The following is an 18,663-nucleotide window of genomic DNA, read 5'->3' as shown; positions in this document are numbered from 1 at the left end:
GCAGATGCAGCGCGTTCTGCAGGGCGCGAGGGAACTCAGTTGACTTGCGACGTCTGAATGGTCCGCGGACGCAACTCGGTGCGATCGACCACCATCTTTTCGATCATGCCGTTGAGCTTGACGGATGCGTTCGAGAAGCGGTCCATGCCGAGTTCGCCGGTCTGGTAGCGCGCGGTGACCAGAATCTGGCCTTGCTGCAGCAGCGTCAGATCGATCACGGAAAGATACTGCACCGGATTGTCGTTAAACGAGCGCTTGCCGTAATCGACCGAGGCGTTATAGACGAGCCGCGCCTCGCAGCTCGCCGGGGCGGTGCCCGGGTTGTAGACGGCCGAGCGGATGCCGCGCCGGTTCAGCGCGAGTTGCAAGGCCGGGACGAAATCGCCAACGGACACCAGCTGGTTCACTTCGATGCACACCGTGCTGATGGACGCGGGGTGACCGTTGACGAAGGTAGGCGACGAGTAGTTCGAAGCGATGGCATAGCCTGCCTGAATCACGGAACCGGTGGCGTCGGCCGCTGTGATCAGCGTCCAGGCGCAGCCGTTCAGCCCGACGCATAACACGGCGGCGGTCGCCGCCCATACGCATGACCGCCGCCCAGTGGACCATGGCAGTCTGGCGGTCCGGCGAGGAAGCGGAAATAGCGGTGGGCGCGAGCCGTTCACGATGCGATACCTTGACGTGTCGGGTTGAAACGCGGGGGCGGCACGCTTAGCGTGCGACGCGCAGGCGCAACTCGTTGGACCCCTGCACGCTAGCCGTCACGTCGATGCGGCGCAGGCCGGCTGTCACGACGAAATGCTGGCGAGTCGGCGTGTTGAGGTCGTGCACGACGTTGGGAAAGCACGCGGCGATATCCGCGCCGAGTTCTTCGAGCGGGTCCGTGACCACGCCGTCGGCTTGCCAGTGCGCGCGCCAGTGGCAATCGTAGCTGTGACCGCTGGCGTGGCAGTCGCCGGCGCTGTCCACACCCGGCAGCTGTGCGGCGGGTTGGTCGTGGAGTTGCCGGAAGTCGGTGGCGGCGACGATGTGCGTCAGTGCCGGACAGACGTTGGCCGGCTCGGCGACCTGGGTCAACTGCGCGGCCTGAGCGCCGAGCGACAGCAACAGGGCTGCCGCACCGGCCGGGATGGCGGGACGGGCGAGCGGCGAACGGCTCATCCGCGTGAATCGTTGGGTCAGGTGACGAAGACGGCGATCGAATGACATGAGCGGGAAGTCCGATAACGGTGAGTGGCGTGCGGCACCGGAGGGGGACCGGCCCGCACGACTATCCTCGCCGCAGCACGGCACTTTCAAAGCACGGAACAACCTGAGCGCTTCGCAAATGCTTTCGAACTGTTCTCGCGTATTTCAGAATGTTGCAGGGCGCGCCGATGCCGCAGTCGGCATCGGTGATGGGCGTTAAGTGTTCAATCGCGACCCGGTCTAACGCGACGCGGTCAATCGCGACCCGGTCAATCGCGACCCGGTCAATCGCGACCCGGTCAAGTGACGCGTTGCCTAAGCGGCGACGGGTTCGCCCGCTCGCTCGACATCGAGCGTTTCTTCGTGGAACGCCGCGAGCGATTCGCGGTGCGCGACGCTGACGATGGCGGCCTTCGGCAGACGCTCCGTGAAGAGATGGTAGAGCCGCGCTTCGTTGGCCGCGTCGAGCGCGCTGGTTGCCTCGTCGAGGAACAGGTAGTCGGGCTTGTGCAGCAGCACGCGCGCTGCTGCGAGACGCTGCTGTTCGCCCGGCGACATGATGCGGGCCCAGTGTCCCGATTCGTCGAGGCGGCCCACATAGTCGTCGAGGTGGCAGGTACGCAGCGCTTCGCGGCATTCGTCGTCGGCGTAGGTCTCGGCGGAGGACGGATAGGTGAGCGCCGCTTTCAACGTGCCGATCGGCATGTAGCTCTGCTGGGGGATGAACATCATGCGCGCATTGACCGGTGCGTCGATCGAGCCGTCGCCGAACGGCCACAGTCCGGCAAGCGCACGCATCAAGGTGCTCTTGCCGGAACCCGACGGACCTCGCACGAGCCAGCGCGAACCGGGGTTAATCGTGATATTGCGGATCTGTGAGAGCGGGGTGCCGTTCGGCAAGGCCAGCGAGAGACCATCCGTGCTGAGCTTTTCTTCGTCGACGTAGTGCAGGTTGATGCCGCCATGTGCGGTAGCCGGCGAGATGGACTCTTTCAGATGCGACGCACGCATGACGCGCTTGAATTCCCGCAGACGATTCACCGTAGCGCGCCAATCGACGAGGCTGCCGTAACTGTTGATGAACCAGGAAAATGAATCGCTGACGGTGCCGAACGAGTTCTGGATCTGCATCAGCACGCCCATTGTGAACGCGCCGGTGAAGTACTTGGGCGAGGCGACAATGAGTGGAAAAATGTACGCGATGTTGCTGTAGAAACTGAGCACGAAACTCAGGCGCTTCGTGTACTTCATCACGCGCCACCAGTTGTCGCGAATGCGTTGAAAGAAGTTTTGCGCGGTGGCCTCTTCGGTTTGCTCGCCATCGTAAAACGCGATCTGCTCAGAATTCTCGCGCACCCGGATCAGTCCAAAGCGGAAATCTGCCTCAACCTTTTGCTGCTGGTAGGTGATCGAAACGAGCGGGTGGCCGAGCTTGTAGATCATGTACGAGCCGCCCAGCGCGTAGAGCGCGGCGACCCACACCATGTAGCCTGGAATGACGATCGGCATGCCACCCAGTGACACGGTCAATGCTCCAGCGAGGGACCAGAGGATGGTAACGAACGTAATGAGTGTGACGACCGTGGACAGCAGGTCGAGCGTCAGCGTGAGCGTGCTGGTCGCAAATGACTGCAAGTCGTCGCTGATCCGCTGGTCGGGGTTGTCAGCGAGGCGGTCGCGCTCAATCCGGTAGAAAGCGCCGTCGCCGAGCCACTCCTGGAGGTAGCGGGTCGTGAGCCATTGGCGCCACCGGAAGCCGAGCATCTGCCGCAAATAACGGCCGTAGACAAAGAGGACGATCAGCGCTGCCACAAGGCCGGCCCACACCAACATCAGGTGGGGAAAGTCCTTCACGCTCTTGTTTTGCAGCATATTGAAGAACTCGCCGCTCCAGGTATTGAACCTGACGCTGATCCACACGTTGACGAGGTTGATCACAATGATCGCAATCAGCAGCCCCCACGCGATCTTCCATTCCTCAGAGACCCAGTAGGGCTTGATCAGACTCCACGCGGAGACCTTGTCGTCCGGCTCGAGCGGGCTGGCAGGGGAAGTATTGGGTGTCATGACCATCCTGAAGAAATACTGGCTCATCTTGGACCGACCCGCTGCAAGCAAGCCAGGACCGGCTTGCCTATAGTGGATCGGAGCCACAGCGGAATTGCAAATAGCGGCCCGGGCCTCGAACCCGTCGTACGACCGCCCGATTCTGCCGCCGGCGGCTTAAGCGAAAATTAATCACCTGGGGCACTGGACCGCGGTCTCGCGCGACCGGCGTATGGTTGTCGCGTTTGACGCGAGAGCCCACGACAACGGCGCAGACTCCATCGCCGCATTGTGCCAGAGGCTCCGAGCGAGGCTACATGAATCGCCCAGGCCCGACGGTCTGCCCGCCCGTGATCGCAGCAGCTCCGCCGCCCCCGGTTTGCGGCCGCCGCGCCTTTTATGGTCTAATGACTCTCGACGAAACAGGGGTGCTTTGCGCGCGGGCCACACGCCGCAGCAAGGCTGAGAGAGACCCTTTGCACCCGATCCGGGTAATACCGGCGCGGGAAGTTTCCGGAAGTTGGCTTTTCTTCCATTCCCCGCCGGGCAGCGTCCGTCACTGGATGCGCTTTTTGCCCGGCCGGCCTCGCCCGCCGGTTTCGTCCTTGGGTACGTGCGCCTGTTGCCGTACGGAAAGGATACGATGACCGCTTATTCTTCAGTCTATTGCTTCGTTTGCCCCGTGACGCTCAAGGCCGCTCTGCGCGCGCCGGCAGGACGGCAATGAACGCGCTCGATCGCTCGCAACCGGATTTCGCCGTCATCGGCGGGGGACTGTGCGGCCGGCTGGTCGCGTGGCGCCTCGCCGGTGCGGGGCATCGCGTGGCGCTTTACGAGCGCGGCGATGCCGCCGGTTCGCAAGCCGCCGCGTGGGTGGCGGCCGCGATGCTCGCGCCGCTCGCCGAAGCGGCCAGCGCCGAATTGCTGATCACGCGCCTCGGCGCCGCGTCGCTCGATACCTGGCCGCAAGTACTGGCCGAACTGCCCGTACCGGTGTTCTTTCAACGCAATGGGACGCTCGTAGTCTGGCATCACGCCGATCGCACCGAAGCGCCGCTGTTCGAACGCCGGGTGCGCTCGAATGCGCCCGCCGATCTGCTGGATGGTGGCTTCGTCACGCTCTCGGGTGCGCAACTCGGCGCGACCGAGCCCGCGCTGGCTGGCCGTTTCGCGCAAGGCTGGCTGTTGCCGCATGAGGGACAACTCGATAATCGCCAGGTGTTGAGTGCGCTCGCCGCAGGGCTCGCCGAGCGGCGCGTCGAAACGCACTGGAACACACCCGTGGATGATCGCGCGTTACCGTCCGCACGCGTGACGATCGATTGCCGCGGCCTCGGTGCCAAGAATGTTTTGCCGACTTTGCGCGGCATTCGTGGCGAAGTCGCTCGTGTCCACGCGCCTGGAATCAAGCTCACGCGCCCGGTGCGTCTGCTGCATCCGCGCTATCCGCTGTATATCGCGCCGAAGCAGGACGATCTTTACGTGATCGGCGCAACCGAAGTGGAAGGCGAGGACATGTCGCCCGTCAGCGTGCGTTCCGCGCTGGAATTGCTGAGTGCAGCGTTCTCGGTCCACCCCGGCTTCGGCGAGGCGCGCATCCTCGAATTGAACTCGCAGTGCCGCCCGACCTTGCCGGACCACCGTCCGGCGCTGGTCTGGGATGGCGCGCAGACCTTGCGCGTGAACGGCCTGTACCGGCACGGCTATATGATCGTGCCCGAAGTCGCGGACGAAGCCGTCCGTTTCGCCGCCGCGCTGCTCGACGGACGCATCGGCGATGCCGACGCTTTCGACGACTGGCGGCGCGACGCGCGCTGGAGCGAACTGTTCCAGCTTGCCCGGCTCGATCCGCAGAACCGCTCGCAGGTGCCGGCATGAGCGTTGCGACCATTGCCACATGGGCTGCCCCGCCGGCCGCTTACGCTATCGATTGAACCGTATCTGAACACCATGGACATTCATATCAATCAGAAGCCGTTGTCGCTGCCCGAGGGGGCGACCGTCGCCGACGCGCTCGCCGCTTTCGGCGCGCGTCCGCCGTTCGCGGTTGCGCTGAACGGCGACTTTGTGGCCCGTACCCAGCACGCCGCGCGCGCGCTGCAAGCGGGTGACAAGCTCGACGTCGTGCAACCGGTCGCCGGCGGCTAAAAACGGTGATTACCCGCGACCACGTAGCCGAACAGCCAGGTCGCCGGGTATTGCCAGAGACAAGGATTTCCAGATGACTTCTCCCATTCCCGCCGACGCGCTCACGCTGTACGGCGAAACCTTCGCCAGCCGGGTGTTGCTCGGCACGTCACGCTATCCGTCGCTGCAGTCGCTGTCCGACTCGATCGATGCGGCGAAGCCTGGCATGATTACCGTCGCGCTGCGCCGGCAGATGAACGAAGGCGGTGCCGAAGCCGGCTTCTTCGATCTGCTCAAGCGCCACGGCGTGCCGCTATTGCCAAACACGGCCGGCTGCCAGAGCGTCGGCGAGGCGGTCACGACCGCCCACATGGCGCGTGAAGTCTTCGAAACCGACTGGATCAAGCTCGAACTGATCGGCGACGACTACACGTTGCAGCCCGATCCGGTCGGTCTGATCGAAGCGGCTGCGCGACTCGTCAAGGACGGTTTCAAGGTGCTGCCGTACTGCACGGAAGATCTGGTGATCGGACGGCGTCTGCTCGACGCCGGCTGCGAGGCGTTGATGCCGTGGGGCGCACCGATCGGCACCGGCAAGGGCGTGATCAATCCATACGGTCTGCGGGTGCTGCGTGACCGGTTGCCGGACGTGCCGCTGATCGTCGATGCGGGGCTTGGCGTACCGTCGCACGCCGCGCAGGTGATGGAGTGGGGCTTCGACGGCGTACTGCTGAATACGGCGGTGTCGCAGGCGACCCATCCCGAAGCGATGGCCCGCGCGTTCGCGCTCGGCGTCGAGGCGGGTCGCCAGGCCTACCTCGCCGGGCCGATGGCTGAACGCGAAACGGCCCATGCGAGCACGCCGGTGGTCGGTATGCCGTTCTGGCATCAGGATGGGAGTTCGACATGAGTCAGACCACGCCGCAAACGAACTCGCAGACGAACATGCAAACGAATCCGCTCGCCGGCCGCGACGTCTTCTGGCCGCCCGCCGACGAACTGAGCGAAGCCGCCGAACGCATCCGCGCGACGCTCGGCGATTGGCCGCCGACTCACGCGCCATGGCGGATTTGCCTTACCGCGCCTGACGACGCGAACGGCGGCGATCTGATCGTCATCGCCGACGCCCAGCAGCATGGCGAACAGGTGGCGCGCTGGCAGGTGCAGGGCGCGGGTGTGATCGAAGCCGCCGCGGGCCGGGCGACGCTGCATCTGGGTGGCGAGCGTTATCCGCTGGAAGGCCATCTCGCCGAAGACTGGATTCCCGCGCTGGCTGCGTTTCTGGATTGCGGTTTTGATCCGCACGACGCACTGGTGTTGGCGCTCGCCTGGCGCGACGGCGACGAAACCACCGCCGCCGACGCATGGCCGTGCGACCTGTCGCGCTTCCCGCGCGTCCTCGGATTGCCCGCAGCACCCGAGCAGCCGTTCGCACGCTGCCCGGATCGCCTCGGCCTCTATCCCGTGCTGCCAACCGCCGAGTGGGTCGAGCGGGTGGTCGGCTACGGTGTGAAGACGGTCCAGCTGCGCCGCAAAACTGCTGAGCCGGCCGAACTGGCGCAGGAAATCGCGCGCTGCGTCGCGGCGGGCCGCAAGCATGACGCTCAGGTGTTCATCAACGATCACTGGCAGGCCGCGCTCGAAGCCGGCGCGTACGGCGTCCATCTCGGTCAGGAAGACCTGCATCTTGCCGACCTCGGCAATCTCGCCGCCGCGGGCGTGCGCCTTGGCCTGTCGACGCACGGCTACTACGAGATGCTGATCGCGCTGCACTTCCGGCCGAGTTACATCGCACTCGGCGCGGTGTTCCCGACCACCACCAAAGTGATGCCGACCGCGCCGCAAGGCCTGAGGCGTCTCGCCCGCTACGTGCGCCTGCTCGATGGGGTGGTGCCGCTCGTCGCGATTGGCGGAATCGACCAGCAGGTGCTGCCGCAAGTACTGGCGACCGGCGTCGGCTGCGCCGCCGTGGTGCGGGCTGTCACGGAGGCTGCGGACCCTGCTGTTGCGGTTTCTGCAATGCTCCAAGGGTTTACGCCATAATCGCGTGGTCCCCTGTTTATCGGGGACCGGGCGCGTCACGGCAACTTTTGCACGATGGCCCTATAATTCGCCGTTCCGTGCAAAAGGATTGTCAGCCTCGTGCCTTCCACCTCCGAGACCCTTCTCGAGCTTCGTGACGTCGACTTCGGTTACGGCGACCGGCTCGTCCTGTCGAACCTGAACCTGCGCTTCCAGCGCGGTCAGGTCGTGGCGGTCATGGGCGGCTCGGGATGCGGCAAGACCACCGTGCTGCGGCTGATCGGCGGCCTCGTGCGCGCATTGCGCGGACAGATCCTGTTCCACGGCCAGGACGTCGGCGCGCAAACGCGCGACGGCCTGTACGCATTGCGCCGCAAGATGGGCATGCTGTTTCAGTTCGGCGCGCTGTTCACCGACATGTCCGTGTTCGAAAACGTCGCCTTCACGCTGCGTGAGCACACAGACCTGCCGGAAGAACTGATCCGTGACCTGGTGCTGATGAAGCTCAACGCCGTCGGCTTGCGCGGCGCGCGCGATCTGTCGCCGTCCGAGATCTCCGGCGGCATGGCGCGGCGCGTGGCGCTGGCCCGGGCTATCGCGCTCGACCCCGAACTGATGATGTACGACGAGCCGTTCGCCGGTCTGGACCCCATTTCGCTTGGCATCACGGCAAACCTGATTCGCACGCTGAATCAGGCGCTCGGCGCGACCTCGATTCTGGTGACGCACGATGTGCCGGAATCGTTCGCGATTGCCGACTACGTGTATTTCCTCGCCAACGGCGGCGTTCACGCCGAGGGCACGCCTGACCAGTTGCGGGCCTCGACCGATCCCACCGTGCGCCAGTTCATCGACGGCGCGCCGGACGGCCCGTTCAAATTCCACTATCCCAGCAACACGCCGCTTGCGGCAGATTTCGGCATCGGCGGGGGACAGGCATGATCAGTGCGATTGGACGTTCGGTGCTCGGCGGCCTCGAGACCGCCGGCTACGCCACGCGGCTCTTCTTCCGTCTGGTGCTCGAATTTTTCCCGTTGTTGCGCCGTCCGCGTCTTGTCACGAAGCAGATTCACTTCGTGGGCAATTATTCGCTCGTGATCATCGCGGTGTCGGGCCTGTTCGTCGGCTTCGTCCTCGGCTTGCAGGGCTATAACACGCTGAACCGCTATGGTTCCGAGCAGGCGCTCGGGCTGCTGGTCGCGCTGTCGCTCGTGCGCGAGCTGGGGCCGGTGGTCACGGCGCTGCTGTTCGCGGGGCGCGCCGGTACGTCGCTCACGGCCGAAATCGGTCTGATGAAAGCCGGCGAGCAATTGACGGCCATGGAAATGATGGCGGTCGATCCGATCAAGGTCGTGGTCGCACCGCGCCTGTGGGCGGGCATTATCTCGATGCCGATTCTAGCGGCCATCTTCAGCGCGGTCGGGATCGGCGGCGGCTATGTGGTGGGCGTGCTGATGATCGGGGTCGATGCCGGCTCGTTCTGGTCGCAGATGCAGGGCGGCGTCGACGTGTGGGCTGACGTCGGTAACGGGGTGATCAAGAGTATTGTGTTCGGCTTTGCGGTGACGTTCATCGCGCTTTTCCAGGGTTACGAAGCCAAACCGACCCCGGAAGGCGTGTCACGTGCGACGACCAAGACGGTCGTGTACGGTTCGCTTGCTGTGCTGGGCCTCGATTTCCTGCTGACTGCATTGATGTTCAGCTAAAACCGCGCGACGCGCTTTCTGCCGCGGGCATCAGCTTGCCCGCGCCGCGGGGTCGGCGTGGCCGGCGCGATGGATTCTCTTTGGGATGACGATGAAAAAGACTGCTCTCGACTTCTGGGTCGGCCTGTTTGTGGTGCTGGGTTTCGTAGCGCTGCTGTTCCTGGCGTTGAAGGCCGGCAACATGAGCTCGTTGTCGTTTCAGGCAACCTACCCGGTCAAACTCAAGTTCGACAATATCGGCGGCCTGAAGGCGCGCGCGCCGGTGAAGAGTGCGGGCGTGACGGTCGGCCGCGTCGACTCGATCAACTTCGACACGAATTCGTATCAAGCTTTGGTCACAATCGATCTCGACAAGCAATACCAGTTTCCGAAGGACACCTCCGCCAAGATCCTGACTTCTGGCCTGCTCGGTGAGCAGTACATCGGTCTCGAACCGGGTGGCGATAGCGAGATGTTGAAGGCAGGCGACACGATCTCGATGACGCAGTCGGCCATCGTGCTCGAAAACCTGATTGGACAATTCCTCTATAGCAAGGCGGCAGACTCAGGCGCTGCCAAGCCGGGCGCACCCGCTGCAGCCCCCGCACCGGCGGCACCGGCGCCGGCTGTGCCCGCTTCGGGCGCGTCGGGTCAATAAGGAGAACAAGAATGCAGACCATGCGCGTCCGTATCACCACGCTGGCGTTCGGCGCGGCGCTGCTCGCCGGCTGTGCGACGGTCCAGACTCCGACCAAGGGCGATCCGCTCGAGGGCGTGAACCGTACGATCTTCAAGTTCAACGACAAGATCGACCAGTACGCGCTGAAGCCTGTTGCGAAGGGCTATGTGTACATCACACCGCAGCCGGTGCGCGACAGCGTGACGAACTTCTTCTCGAACATCGGCGACGTCTACATTGCGGCCAACAATCTGCTGCAGTTGAAGATTACCGACGGTGTCGAGGACATCATGCGGATCGTCATCAACACCACCTTCGGCGTCGGCGGCCTGTTCGACGTGGCGACGCTTGCGAAGCTGCCCAAGCACGAGAACGACTTCGGCCTCACGCTCGGTCACTATGGCGTGCCGTCGGGACCGTACCTGGTGCTGCCGCTGTTCGGGCCGAGCACGGTGCGCGATGGGTTCGGCTCAATAGCCGAATACTTCGTCAACCCGTTGACTTATATTCACCCGGACGGCCTGAGCTGGGCGCTGTACGGGATCAACATCGTCAACACGCGGGCGAACCTGCTGAACGCGAGCGATGTGCTGGAAGGCGCGGCGCTCGACAAGTATTCGTTCGTGCGTAATGCATACCTGCAGCGTCGTAACTATCTGTTGACCCAGGGTAAGGGTGGCGGCAACGCGGCGCTGCCGGATTACGGCGACAATGCACCGCTGCCGAAATACGACGACGTCGATGGCGGCGCGGCCGCCGCTGCCGGGGCCGCTTCGGCGCCAGGCGCGGCTTCCGCGACAGTGGCCACGCCTGCGCAGGCAGGTGCCGGAGCGCCGCAGGGCGCCTCGGGCGCCACCGCCGCGACTGCGACGCCGGCTTCTGACACGGCCGCGTCACCACCGATCGATATGAATGGTGGCCCGGAGAACGATCAGGTCCCTGCCGACCAGGTCGTGCCGCCGCGGCTTACCTTCCCGTCGTTCAGATTGCGTTGAGGATGCGGCAGTAACACCTGGAAACGACTCTGTCAGGTTGCGCGTGGATCGTGGATGAACTCGCGTGCTATTGTCGGCTCCAAGGTTTGCCGCACTATTCTTCTTGCTAGGCTTAATATGAAAAAATTCTTCCTCGTTCCGTTTTTTGCTGCGTTGTTTTCGTTTGGTAGCGCAGCTTATGCGCAAGCGGTCGATAGCAGCGCACCCGATGCGCTGATCAAGACCGTCACCCAGCAGGTGGTCGACGCTGTCCGCAGCGACAAGTCGATCCAGCAGGGCGACATTTCGCACATCACCCAGCTCGTCAACGAGAAGATCCTGCCGTACACGGACTTCCGCCGCACGACGCAACTGGCCATGGGTCGCAACTGGCGTACCGCCACGCCGGAGCAGCAAAACGCCGTGGTCGAGCAGTTCAAGATGCTGCTGATCCGTACGTATTCGGGCGCGCTCGCGCAGGTCAAAGACCAGCAGATCCAGTACAAGCCGTTTCGCATGAATCCGGACGACACCGATACGGTGGTGCGCTCGGTGGTGATGAACAACGGCTCGCCGGTGGAACTCGACTATCGTCTGTACAAAACGCAGGACGGCTGGCGCGTGTATGACATCAACGTGCTTGGCGCATGGCTGATCCAGGCGTATCAGCAGCAGTTCAATGAGCAGATCCAGCAACACGGCGTCGACGGGCTGATCCAGTTCCTCACACAGCGCAACCAGCAACTCGCCGCAGGCAAGCAGTCGTGAGCACAGCGGTGAACGCCGAGGTCCGCTCAGTGGCGGGCCGTTTCGAAACCGGCACCACGTTGACCCACGCGAGCGCGAAGGCCGCGCTCGCGGCGGGGCTGCAACGTATCGCAGCGGGTGCGAACGGTGTCGATTGCGCGCCGCTTGCGCAGTTCGACTCGTCGGCGCTCGCCGTGCTGATCGCGTGGCAGCGGGCCGCCCAGGCACGCGGCACCGCGCTCGAAATCGTCAACCTGCCCGCTGGTCTCGCCAGCCTGGCCCACGTCTACGGCGTCGACAGCATTATCTCGGCGCGACATTGACGCTCAACTGACGCTTCCCGCGTCACCTCCCAATTCCCCAGGCGAGGTCGGGGCTCCCGACTTTGCCCTATAATCAACCGTTTTTTGCGGCTCGGCCCTGGTTTCAAGCCGGCCCCAATTCCGGTCATTCCAGCATTTGCGCACCTTTCAGGCGCCGCCATATAAAGCGGCCCACAGTCATGCCAGCCATAGAAATTCGTAACGTCAAGAAGCGCTACAAAGATCTTCAGGCGCTCAAGGGCGTCAGCCTCACGGTGGAAGAAGGCGAGTTTTTCGGACTGCTCGGTCCGAACGGCGCGGGTAAGACGACGCTCATCAGCATCCTCGCGGGCCTCGCGCGCGCCGACGAAGGCAGCATCGCCGTGCGCGGCCACGACGTGGTCGACGATTTTCGCGAAGCTCGCCGGGCACTCGGCGTCGTGCCGCAGGAACTTGTGTTCGACCCGTTCTTCACGGTGCGCGAGACCTTGCGTATCCAGTCCGGCTACTACGGCCTGCGCAAAAACGACGCGTGGATCGACGAAGTGATGGCCAACCTCGATCTCACCGAAAAGGCCGACGCCAACATGCGCGCGCTGTCGGGGGGGATGAAGCGACGCGTGCTGGTCGCGCAGGCGCTGGTGCATCGACCGCCGGTTATCGTGCTCGACGAGCCGACCGCGGGCGTCGACGTTGAACTGCGTCAAACCCTGTGGAAATTCATCTCGCGACTGAATCGCGAGGGTCACACGATCGTCCTGACCACGCACTATCTGGAAGAGGCGGAGTCGCTGTGCGACCGCATCGCCATGCTGCGGCGCGGCGAAGTGGTGGCGCTCGAACGCACCAGCGCGCTGCTGCAGCGCTTTGCCGGCATGCAACTGTTCCTGCGTTTCGCCCAAGGCGTGCTGCCGGTGGAGTTGCGGCCACTCGAAGTCGACTCCGACCCGGGCAACGGCAATGGCCGCCAGCATCTGCTGCGTCTGTCGAGCTACGACGAGGTCGAGCCGATTCTCGCGCAATGCCGCAACGCGGGTTGTACATTCGAAGAAATCGAGGTCCGCAAAGCCGACCTCGAAGATGTGTTCGTTCAGGTGATGAACGGTCCGGAAGTGATCGAGGGGCTTGCATGAGCAGCTACAGCAGTGGATTCGGTACGCTGTTTTATAAGGAAATCCTGCGTTTCTGGAAGGTCGCGTTTCAGACGGTTCTCGCTCCGGTCATCACCGCGCTCCTGTATCTGACGATTTTCGGCCACGCGTTGCGCGGCCACGTGCAGGTTTATCCGGGCGTCGAGTACACCAGTTTCCTGATTCCGGGCCTCGTGATGATGAGCGTGTTGCAGAACGCGTTCGCCAACAGTTCGTCGTCGCTAATCCAGTCGAAAATCACCGGCAACCTGGTGTTCGTGCTACTGCCGCCGCTGTCCCACTATGAGATGTACTTCGCTTATGTGCTGGCTTCGGTGGTGCGCGGACTCGCGGTCGGGTTCGGGGTGTTTATCGTGACGATCTGGTTTGTGCCGGTGAGCTTTAGCGCGCCGCTCATGATCGTGGCGTTCGCGGTGCTCGGTGCGGGGATCCTCGGCACGCTGGGTCTGATTGCCGGCATCTGGGCCGAGAAGTTCGATCAGCTCGCCGCCTTCCAGAATTTCCTGATCATGCCGCTCACGTTCCTGTCGGGCGTGTTCTACTCGACGCACACGTTGCCGCCAGTGTGGCGCGAGGTGTCGCGGCTTAATCCCTTTTTCTACATGATCGACGGCTTTCGCTACGGTTTCTTCGGGGTTTCGGATATCGATCCGCTCGTGAGCCTGGGCATTGTCGCCGGTTTCTTTGTGGTGCTGGCCGTGGTGGCAATGCGCATGCTCGCCTCCGGCTTCAAGCTGCGCCACTGACGAGGAGCATTCCCCATGTTGCCGACTCCCGAACAGGTCAAGCAATACATCGCGGTTGGACTCGCCTGCGAGCATCTCGAAGTGGAAGGCGACGGTCAGCATTTCTTTGCGACCATCGTATCTCCGAGCTTCGAAGGCAAGCGGCTGATCCAACGCCATCAACTCGTGTATGCGGCGCTCGGCGACCGCATGCGCGAAGAAATCCACGCGCTCAGCATGAAGACGCTGACGCCCGCCGAATGGCAAAACGCGTAATCTGGAACGTTAGTGCGAATTACACAAGACAGGCGTGAGGCCGGCAGCGGCGCCGCCGCAGCAAGCAAAGCAGCCCCGGTAGCAAGCCGGGAAGATCAGGAAACGACAGGTATGGACAAACTCGTCATTGAAGGCGGCCAGCGGCTGGCCGGTGAGATCGTCGTGTCGGGGGCGAAGAACGCCGCCTTGCCGATCCTGTGCGCCGGCCTGCTGAGCGCGGAGCCGGTTCATCTCGAGAACGTGCCTGACCTGCAGGACGTGCGCACCACGCTCAAGCTGCTCAACCAGATGGGCGTGCGTAGCGAAGCGAACGCGGGGCGCGTGTCGCTCGACGCCTCGAAGGTGGATAACCTCGTCGCGCCGTATGAGCTGGTGAAGACCATGCGCGCTTCGATCCTCGTGCTCGGACCGTTGCTTGCGCGCTTCGGCGAGGCGAAGGTGTCGCTGCCGGGCGGCTGCGCCATCGGCGCGCGGCCGGTCGATCAGCATATCAAGGGTCTGCAGGCGATGGGTGCGGAGATCACGATCGAGCATGGCTTTATCGAAGCTCGCGCGAAGCGTCTGAAGGGCACGCGTATCGTGACCGACATGATCACCGTCACCGGCACCGAGAATCTGCTGATGGCAGCGGTGCTGGCTGAAGGTGAGACCGTGATTGAGAACGCCGCGCGTGAGCCGGAAGTGGGCGACCTCGCGCACCTGCTGGTTGAGATGGGCGCGAAGATCGACGGCATCGGCACGGACCGTCTGGTGATCCAGGGCGTCAACAAGCTGCACGGCGCGAAGCACACGGTGATTCCGGACCGTATCGAAGCCGGTACGTTCCTGTGTGCGGTGGCCGCGGCCGGTGGCGACGTGATCCTGCGCCATGTGCGTCCGCTGATCCTCGAAGCCGTGACGGAAAAGCTGCGCGAAGCCGGCGTGACGATTGAAGAAGGCGACGACTGGATGCGCGTGCGCATGGACCAGCGCCCGCTCGCAGTGGGCGTGCGTACCTCCGAGTACCCGGCGTTCCCGACCGACATGCAGGCGCAGTTCATGGCGCTCAATACGGTCGCGAGCGGCACCGCTCAAGTGGTCGAAACGATCTTCGAAAACCGCTTCATGCACGTGCAGGAGTTGAACCGCCTCGGCGCTAGCATCACGATCGATGGCAACACTGCGCTCGTGAACGGCGTCGACAAACTGTCGGGCGCCAAGGTCATGGCCACAGACCTGCGCGCTTCGGCAAGCCTCGTGATCGCCGGCCTGTGCGCCGACGGTGAGACGCTGATCGACCGCATCTATCACCTCGACCGTGGCTACGACCGCATGGAGTCGAAGCTGACGGCAGTCGGCGCGAAAGTGCGCCGTATTGCAGGGAGCGAGGCATGAGCTCGGCGCCGCAAACCTCGTCGTCTCGGGCCGTGAGCGCGCCGCTGACGCTTGCGCTGTCGAAAGGGCGTATCTTCGAAGAGACGTTGCCGCTGCTGGCAGCGGCCGGCGTGCAGGTGGCCGAAGATCCGGAAACCTCGCGCAAGCTGATTCTGCCGACCACGGACGCCAACCTGCGCGTGATCATTGTGCGCGCCACGGACGTCCCCACTTACGTGGAATACGGCGCGGCCGACTTCGGTGTGGCGGGTAAAGACGTGCTGCTCGAGCATGGCGGCAGCGGCCTGTATCAGCCCATTGACCTCGACATCGCGCGTTGCCGGATGTCAGTGGCCGTGGCGGCGGGCTTCGATTACGAGAACGCGGTGCGCCAGGGTGCGCGTCTGCGGGTGGCGACCAAGTATGTGGAAACTGCGCGCCAGCATTTCGCGGCGAAGGGTGTGCACGTCGACCTGATCAAGCTGTACGGCTCGATGGAACTCGCGCCGCTGGTGGGCCTCGCCGATGCGATCGTCGACCTGGTCAGCTCGGGCGGCACCTTGCGCGCAAACAATCTTGTCGAGGTGGAAGAGATCATGCAGATCTCGTCGCGCCTCGTCGTGAACCAGGCGGCGCTCAAGCTCAAGCGCGCCGCGCTGCGGCCGTTCCTCGACGCGTTCGAACGCGCGTCGCGGCGCGCCGATGCGCCGGCCTGACGACGCCTGCCGATGCCTGATTCTGCCTGACGCGCCTCGAAGGGCCTAAGGCGCGCCTTACCGAAACGGATACCAGCATGTCTATCAAGATTCGCAAACTCGACTCCAGCGCTCCTGAATTCCAGAAGGCGCTGCACGCGGTGCTCGCGTTCGAGGCGAGCGAGGATGAAGCGATCGAACAATCGGTCGTGCAGATTCTGGCCGACGTGAAGGCGCGCGGCGACGCCGCAGTGCTCGAGTACACCAACCGCTTCGACCGTCTTAAGGCGTCGAGCGTGGCGGAGTTCGAATTGCCGATGTCGGAACTCGAAGCCGCGCTGGAAGGGCTCGACCCGCGCCGCCGTGCTGCGCTCGAGGCCGCTGCCGGACGCGTGCGCGGGTATCACGAGAAGCAGAAGATAGAATGCGGCAGCCATAGCTGGCAATACACGGAGTCGGACGGCACCGTGCTGGGTCAGAAGGTCACGCCGCTAGATCGCGCCGGCATCTACGTGCCGGGCGGCAAGGCGGCGTATCCGTCGTCGGTGTTGATGAACTCGATTCCGGCGCGGGTGGCCGGTGTGCGCGAAATCGTCATGGTGGTGCCGACTCCGGACGGCGTGAAGAATCCGCTGGTACTGGCAGCGGCGCTGCTGGGCGGGGTTGACCGCGTGTTCACCATCGGTGGTGCGCAGGCTGTCGGCGCGCTCGCTTATGGCACGGCCACCGTGCCCGCGGTCGACAAGATCTGCGGCCCGGGCAACGCGTATGTGGCCTCGGCCAAGCGTCGCGTATTCGGCACGGTCGGCATCGACATGATTGCTGGCCCGTCCGAAATCCTGGTGCTGTGCGACGGCACCACCGATCCGCGCTGGGTCGCCATGGACCTGTTCTCGCAGGCCGAGCACGACGAGCTCGCGCAATCGATTCTGCTGTGTCCGGACGACGCCTTTATCGCCCGCGTGCACGACGCGATCAATGAATTGCTGCCCACCATGCCGCGCCGCGACGTGATCCAGGCTTCGCTGGAAGGACGCGGCGCGCTAATCAAGGTGCGCGACATGGCCGAAGCCTGCGCGATCGCCAACGACATCGCACCGGAACACCTCGAAATCTCCGCGCTCGACCCGCATCAATGGGGCAAGCTGATCCGCCATGCCGGCGCGATCTTCCTTGGCCGCTACACGAGCGAAAGCCTCGGCGATTACTGCGCGGGCCCGAATCACGTGCTGCCTACGTCGCGCACCGCACGGTTCTCGTCGCCGCTCGGCGTCTATGATTTCTTCAAGCGCTCTAGCGTGATCGAAGTCAGTGCGGAAGGTGCGCAGACCCTGGGTGAGATCGCGGCTGAACTGGCGTATGGTGAAGGACTGCCCGCGCATGCCCGCAGCGCCGAGTACCGGATGAAGCAGAACGGCTGAGCGCGTCGGGTATCACAGTCAGGCTTTATCCAGCCGGCTGCTTAACAGAACATTGACCAACCGGGGCGGCGCTTGCGCCGCCCTTGTATGACCTGCCCCGAGTCGGCCGGTCCGCCCATCCATGACGACACCTCAAGACATCATTCGCCGCGACGTGCTCGCAATGACGAGCTATCCGGTTCCGGACGCCACGGGCTTCGTGAAGCTCGACGCCATGGAGAACCCGTTCTCCTTGCCCGCGCCGCTCGCGGCCCAGCTCGGCGAGCGTCTGTCCGGCGTCGCGCTGAACCGCTATCCGGCGCCGCGCCCGGAGGCGCTGCTCGCCAAGATCAAGCGGGTGATGGACGTGCCGGCAAACTGCGAAGTTCTGCTTGGCAACGGCTCGGATGAACTGATCAGCATGATCTCGATGGCCTGCGCGCAGCCGGGCGCGAAAGTGCTCGCACCGGTGCCGGGCTTCGTGATGTATCAGCTGTCGGCCAGGCTGGCGAATCTGGACTTCGTCGGTGTGCCGCTAAAGGCGGATTTCACGCTCGACACTGAGGCAATGCTTGCGGCCATCGCGGAGCATCAACCGGCCATCGTCTATCTGGCCTATCCGAACAACCCGACCGGCACGCTGTACGACGACGCGGACATGGAGCGCATCATCGCCGCCGCGGACAAGAGCCTCGTGGTGATCGACGAGGCCTATCAGCCGTTCGCGCAGCAAAGCTGGCTGCCGCGCGCCGATACGTTCGACAACGTAGTCGTGATGCGCACGGTTTCGAAGCTCGGCCTCGCTGGCATTCGCCTCGGCTATCTGGTCGGACGCGCGGCCTGGCTCACCGAGTTCGATAAAGTGCGGCCTCCTTACAACGTTAATGTGCTGACCCAGGCGACCGCCGATTTCCTGCTCGACCATCTCGACGTGCTCGATGCGCAGGCCGCGCAACTGCGCGAGGAGCGCACGAAACTGGCGCACGCCGTGGCCGAACTGCCGGGCGCGGAGGTCTTCCCGAGCGCGGGCAACTTCCTGCTGGTGAGGGTCCCTGATGCATCCGTTATGTTCGACACGCTGCTCACTGCACGGGTTTTGATCAAAAACGTGAGTAAAATGCATCCATTGCTGGCGAATTGCGTACGCCTGACGGTCGGTTCCCCTGAGGAAAATGCGCAACTGCTGGCCGCACTGAAACTCGTGCTGCATTAAACGGCGTGCCGTTACGCCGCGCACCGCATGGCGGGCGCGGCATTCGGCGTTCCCCCCAACTCCCTTTCTTTCATAGT

General features: G+C 63.9%; 20 protein-coding genes and 1 riboswitch. Of the genes, 17 read left to right on the top strand and 3 right to left on the bottom strand.

All coding sequences use genetic code 11. From position 1 onward, the window contains the following. Positions 1-35: 35 nt before the first annotated feature. The 3 genes from P3T20_RS35485 to P3T20_RS35475 form a co-directional block, all read right to left on the bottom strand. Positions 36-566 (bottom strand): hypothetical protein, encoded by a 531-nt coding sequence (locus P3T20_RS35485; RefSeq protein WP_429289370.1) that lies wholly within the window; start codon positions 564-566, stop codon positions 36-38. 148 nt (positions 567-714) lie between these two features. Continuing rightward, on the bottom strand, positions 715-1,212 hold the full coding sequence (locus P3T20_RS35480; protein WP_429289369.1) for a hypothetical protein: 498 nt from the start codon (positions 1,210-1,212) through the stop codon (positions 715-717). 294 nt (positions 1,213-1,506) lie between these two features. After that, complete coding sequence (locus P3T20_RS35475; RefSeq protein ID WP_429289368.1) at positions 1,507-3,258, bottom strand: ABC transporter ATP-binding protein/permease; 1,752 nt, start codon at positions 3,256-3,258, stop codon at positions 1,507-1,509. A gap of 393 nt (positions 3,259-3,651) precedes the next feature. Next, positions 3,652-3,763, top strand: a riboswitch (TPP riboswitch). Between the two features lie 197 nt (positions 3,764-3,960). Between P3T20_RS35475 and P3T20_RS35470 the strand changes: the two genes are divergently transcribed. The 17 genes from P3T20_RS35470 to hisC all read left to right on the top strand — a co-directional run bounded on the left by P3T20_RS35470 (position 3,961) and on the right by hisC (position 18,586). Continuing rightward, positions 3,961-5,115, top strand: a complete 1,155-nt coding sequence (locus P3T20_RS35470; RefSeq protein ID WP_429289367.1) for an FAD-dependent oxidoreductase — start codon at positions 3,961-3,963, stop codon at positions 5,113-5,115. Between the two features lie 72 nt (positions 5,116-5,187). Further along, positions 5,188-5,385, top strand: coding sequence for a sulfur carrier protein ThiS (gene thiS / locus P3T20_RS35465; RefSeq protein ID WP_074265857.1), 198 nt, complete (start codon positions 5,188-5,190; stop codon positions 5,383-5,385). A gap of 73 nt (positions 5,386-5,458) precedes the next feature. Next, entirely contained in the window at positions 5,459-6,274 is an 816-nt protein-coding gene (locus tag P3T20_RS35460) for a thiazole synthase (protein WP_074262655.1), read from the top strand. Continuing rightward, the gene (gene thiE, locus P3T20_RS35455) at positions 6,271-7,407 is read left to right on the top strand and encodes a thiamine phosphate synthase (RefSeq protein WP_429289366.1); all 1,137 of its coding nucleotides are present in this window, start codon (positions 6,271-6,273) and stop codon (positions 7,405-7,407) included. Before P3T20_RS35460 ends, thiE begins: the two co-directional genes overlap by 4 nt. Positions 7,408-7,506: 99 nt before the next feature. Next, positions 7,507-8,328 carry an ABC transporter ATP-binding protein gene (locus P3T20_RS35450; RefSeq protein ID WP_074262654.1) on the top strand — a complete coding sequence of 274 codons (822 nt, stop codon included), beginning with the start codon at positions 7,507-7,509 and terminating at the stop codon, positions 8,326-8,328. Beyond that, positions 8,325-9,092 carry a lipid asymmetry maintenance ABC transporter permease subunit MlaE gene (gene mlaE, locus P3T20_RS35445; protein ID WP_074262653.1) on the top strand — a complete coding sequence of 256 codons (768 nt, stop codon included), beginning with the start codon at positions 8,325-8,327 and terminating at the stop codon, positions 9,090-9,092. The genes P3T20_RS35450 and mlaE overlap by 4 nt, the downstream gene beginning before the upstream one ends. 91 nt (positions 9,093-9,183) lie before the next feature. Next, positions 9,184-9,729 (top strand): outer membrane lipid asymmetry maintenance protein MlaD, encoded by a 546-nt coding sequence (gene mlaD, locus P3T20_RS35440; protein WP_074265855.1) that lies wholly within the window; start codon positions 9,184-9,186, stop codon positions 9,727-9,729. A gap of 11 nt (positions 9,730-9,740) precedes the next feature. Beyond that, entirely contained in the window at positions 9,741-10,745 is a 1,005-nt protein-coding gene (locus P3T20_RS35435) for an MlaA family lipoprotein (protein WP_429289365.1), read from the top strand. A 117-nt stretch (positions 10,746-10,862) separates the two neighbouring features. Further along, on the top strand, positions 10,863-11,492 hold the full coding sequence (locus P3T20_RS35430) for an MlaC/ttg2D family ABC transporter substrate-binding protein (RefSeq protein WP_074262651.1): 630 nt from the start codon (positions 10,863-10,865) through the stop codon (positions 11,490-11,492). After that, positions 11,489-11,794, top strand: coding sequence for an STAS domain-containing protein (locus P3T20_RS35425; protein WP_429289364.1), 306 nt, complete (start codon positions 11,489-11,491; stop codon positions 11,792-11,794). The genes P3T20_RS35430 and P3T20_RS35425 overlap by 4 nt, the downstream gene beginning before the upstream one ends. A 179-nt stretch (positions 11,795-11,973) precedes the next feature. Continuing rightward, positions 11,974-12,906, top strand: coding sequence for an ABC transporter ATP-binding protein (locus tag P3T20_RS35420; protein ID WP_429289363.1), 933 nt, complete (start codon positions 11,974-11,976; stop codon positions 12,904-12,906). Further along, on the top strand, positions 12,903-13,670 hold the full coding sequence (locus P3T20_RS35415) for an ABC transporter permease (protein WP_074262649.1): 768 nt from the start codon (positions 12,903-12,905) through the stop codon (positions 13,668-13,670). Before P3T20_RS35420 ends, P3T20_RS35415 begins: the two co-directional genes overlap by 4 nt. Before the next feature lie 15 nt (positions 13,671-13,685). Continuing rightward, the gene (locus P3T20_RS35410) at positions 13,686-13,925 is read left to right on the top strand and encodes a BolA family protein (protein WP_074262648.1); all 240 of its coding nucleotides are present in this window, start codon (positions 13,686-13,688) and stop codon (positions 13,923-13,925) included. A 111-nt stretch (positions 13,926-14,036) separates the two neighbouring features. After that, positions 14,037-15,299 carry a UDP-N-acetylglucosamine 1-carboxyvinyltransferase gene (murA, locus tag P3T20_RS35405; protein WP_429289362.1) on the top strand — a complete coding sequence of 421 codons (1,263 nt, stop codon included), beginning with the start codon at positions 14,037-14,039 and terminating at the stop codon, positions 15,297-15,299. Beyond that, positions 15,296-15,994 carry an ATP phosphoribosyltransferase gene (gene hisG, locus P3T20_RS35400; protein WP_429289361.1) on the top strand — a complete coding sequence of 233 codons (699 nt, stop codon included), beginning with the start codon at positions 15,296-15,298 and terminating at the stop codon, positions 15,992-15,994. Before murA ends, hisG begins: the two co-directional genes overlap by 4 nt. Positions 15,995-16,071: 77 nt before the next feature. After that, positions 16,072-17,394, top strand: coding sequence for a histidinol dehydrogenase (hisD, locus tag P3T20_RS35395; RefSeq protein WP_429289360.1), 1,323 nt, complete (start codon positions 16,072-16,074; stop codon positions 17,392-17,394). Between the two features lie 121 nt (positions 17,395-17,515). Then, positions 17,516-18,586, top strand: coding sequence for a histidinol-phosphate transaminase (hisC, locus tag P3T20_RS35390; protein WP_429289359.1), 1,071 nt, complete (start codon positions 17,516-17,518; stop codon positions 18,584-18,586). Positions 18,587-18,663 lie beyond the last annotated feature (77 nt).

This window comes from Paraburkholderia sp. GAS206C (assembly GCF_050435645.1).
GTDB classification, from domain to species: domain Bacteria; phylum Pseudomonadota; class Gammaproteobacteria; order Burkholderiales; family Burkholderiaceae; genus Paraburkholderia; species Paraburkholderia phenazinium_B.
The sequence above is the reverse complement of the archived record's forward strand: the minus strand, read 5'-3'. Positions and strand labels throughout refer to the sequence as shown.

Bases quoted from the DNA above. Each gene is read 5' to 3' on its own strand.
- P3T20_RS35480 (WP_429289369.1), bottom strand. From the start codon at position 1,212: ATGTCATTCGATCGCCGTCTTCGTCACCTGACCCAACGATTCACGCGG.
- P3T20_RS35475 (WP_429289368.1), bottom strand. From the start codon at position 3,258: ATGACACCCAATACTTCCCCTGCCAGCCCGCTCGAGCCGGACGACAAG.
- P3T20_RS35470 (WP_429289367.1), top strand. From the start codon at position 3,961: ATGAACGCGCTCGATCGCTCGCAACCGGATTTCGCCGTCATCGGCGGG.
- thiS (WP_074265857.1), top strand. From the start codon at position 5,188: ATGGACATTCATATCAATCAGAAGCCGTTGTCGCTGCCCGAGGGGGCG.
- P3T20_RS35460 (WP_074262655.1), top strand. From the start codon at position 5,459: ATGACTTCTCCCATTCCCGCCGACGCGCTCACGCTGTACGGCGAAACC.
- thiE (WP_429289366.1), top strand. From the start codon at position 6,271: ATGAGTCAGACCACGCCGCAAACGAACTCGCAGACGAACATGCAAACG.
- mlaE (WP_074262653.1), top strand. From the start codon at position 8,325: ATGATCAGTGCGATTGGACGTTCGGTGCTCGGCGGCCTCGAGACCGCC.
- mlaD (WP_074265855.1), top strand. From the start codon at position 9,184: ATGAAAAAGACTGCTCTCGACTTCTGGGTCGGCCTGTTTGTGGTGCTG.
- P3T20_RS35435 (WP_429289365.1), top strand. From the start codon at position 9,741: ATGCAGACCATGCGCGTCCGTATCACCACGCTGGCGTTCGGCGCGGCG.
- P3T20_RS35430 (WP_074262651.1), top strand. From the start codon at position 10,863: ATGAAAAAATTCTTCCTCGTTCCGTTTTTTGCTGCGTTGTTTTCGTTT.
- P3T20_RS35420 (WP_429289363.1), top strand. From the start codon at position 11,974: ATGCCAGCCATAGAAATTCGTAACGTCAAGAAGCGCTACAAAGATCTT.
- P3T20_RS35415 (WP_074262649.1), top strand. From the start codon at position 12,903: ATGAGCAGCTACAGCAGTGGATTCGGTACGCTGTTTTATAAGGAAATC.
- P3T20_RS35410 (WP_074262648.1), top strand. From the start codon at position 13,686: ATGTTGCCGACTCCCGAACAGGTCAAGCAATACATCGCGGTTGGACTC.
- murA (WP_429289362.1), top strand. From the start codon at position 14,037: ATGGACAAACTCGTCATTGAAGGCGGCCAGCGGCTGGCCGGTGAGATC.
- hisG (WP_429289361.1), top strand. From the start codon at position 15,296: ATGAGCTCGGCGCCGCAAACCTCGTCGTCTCGGGCCGTGAGCGCGCCG.
- hisD (WP_429289360.1), top strand. From the start codon at position 16,072: ATGTCTATCAAGATTCGCAAACTCGACTCCAGCGCTCCTGAATTCCAG.
- hisC (WP_429289359.1), top strand. From the start codon at position 17,516: ATGACGACACCTCAAGACATCATTCGCCGCGACGTGCTCGCAATGACG.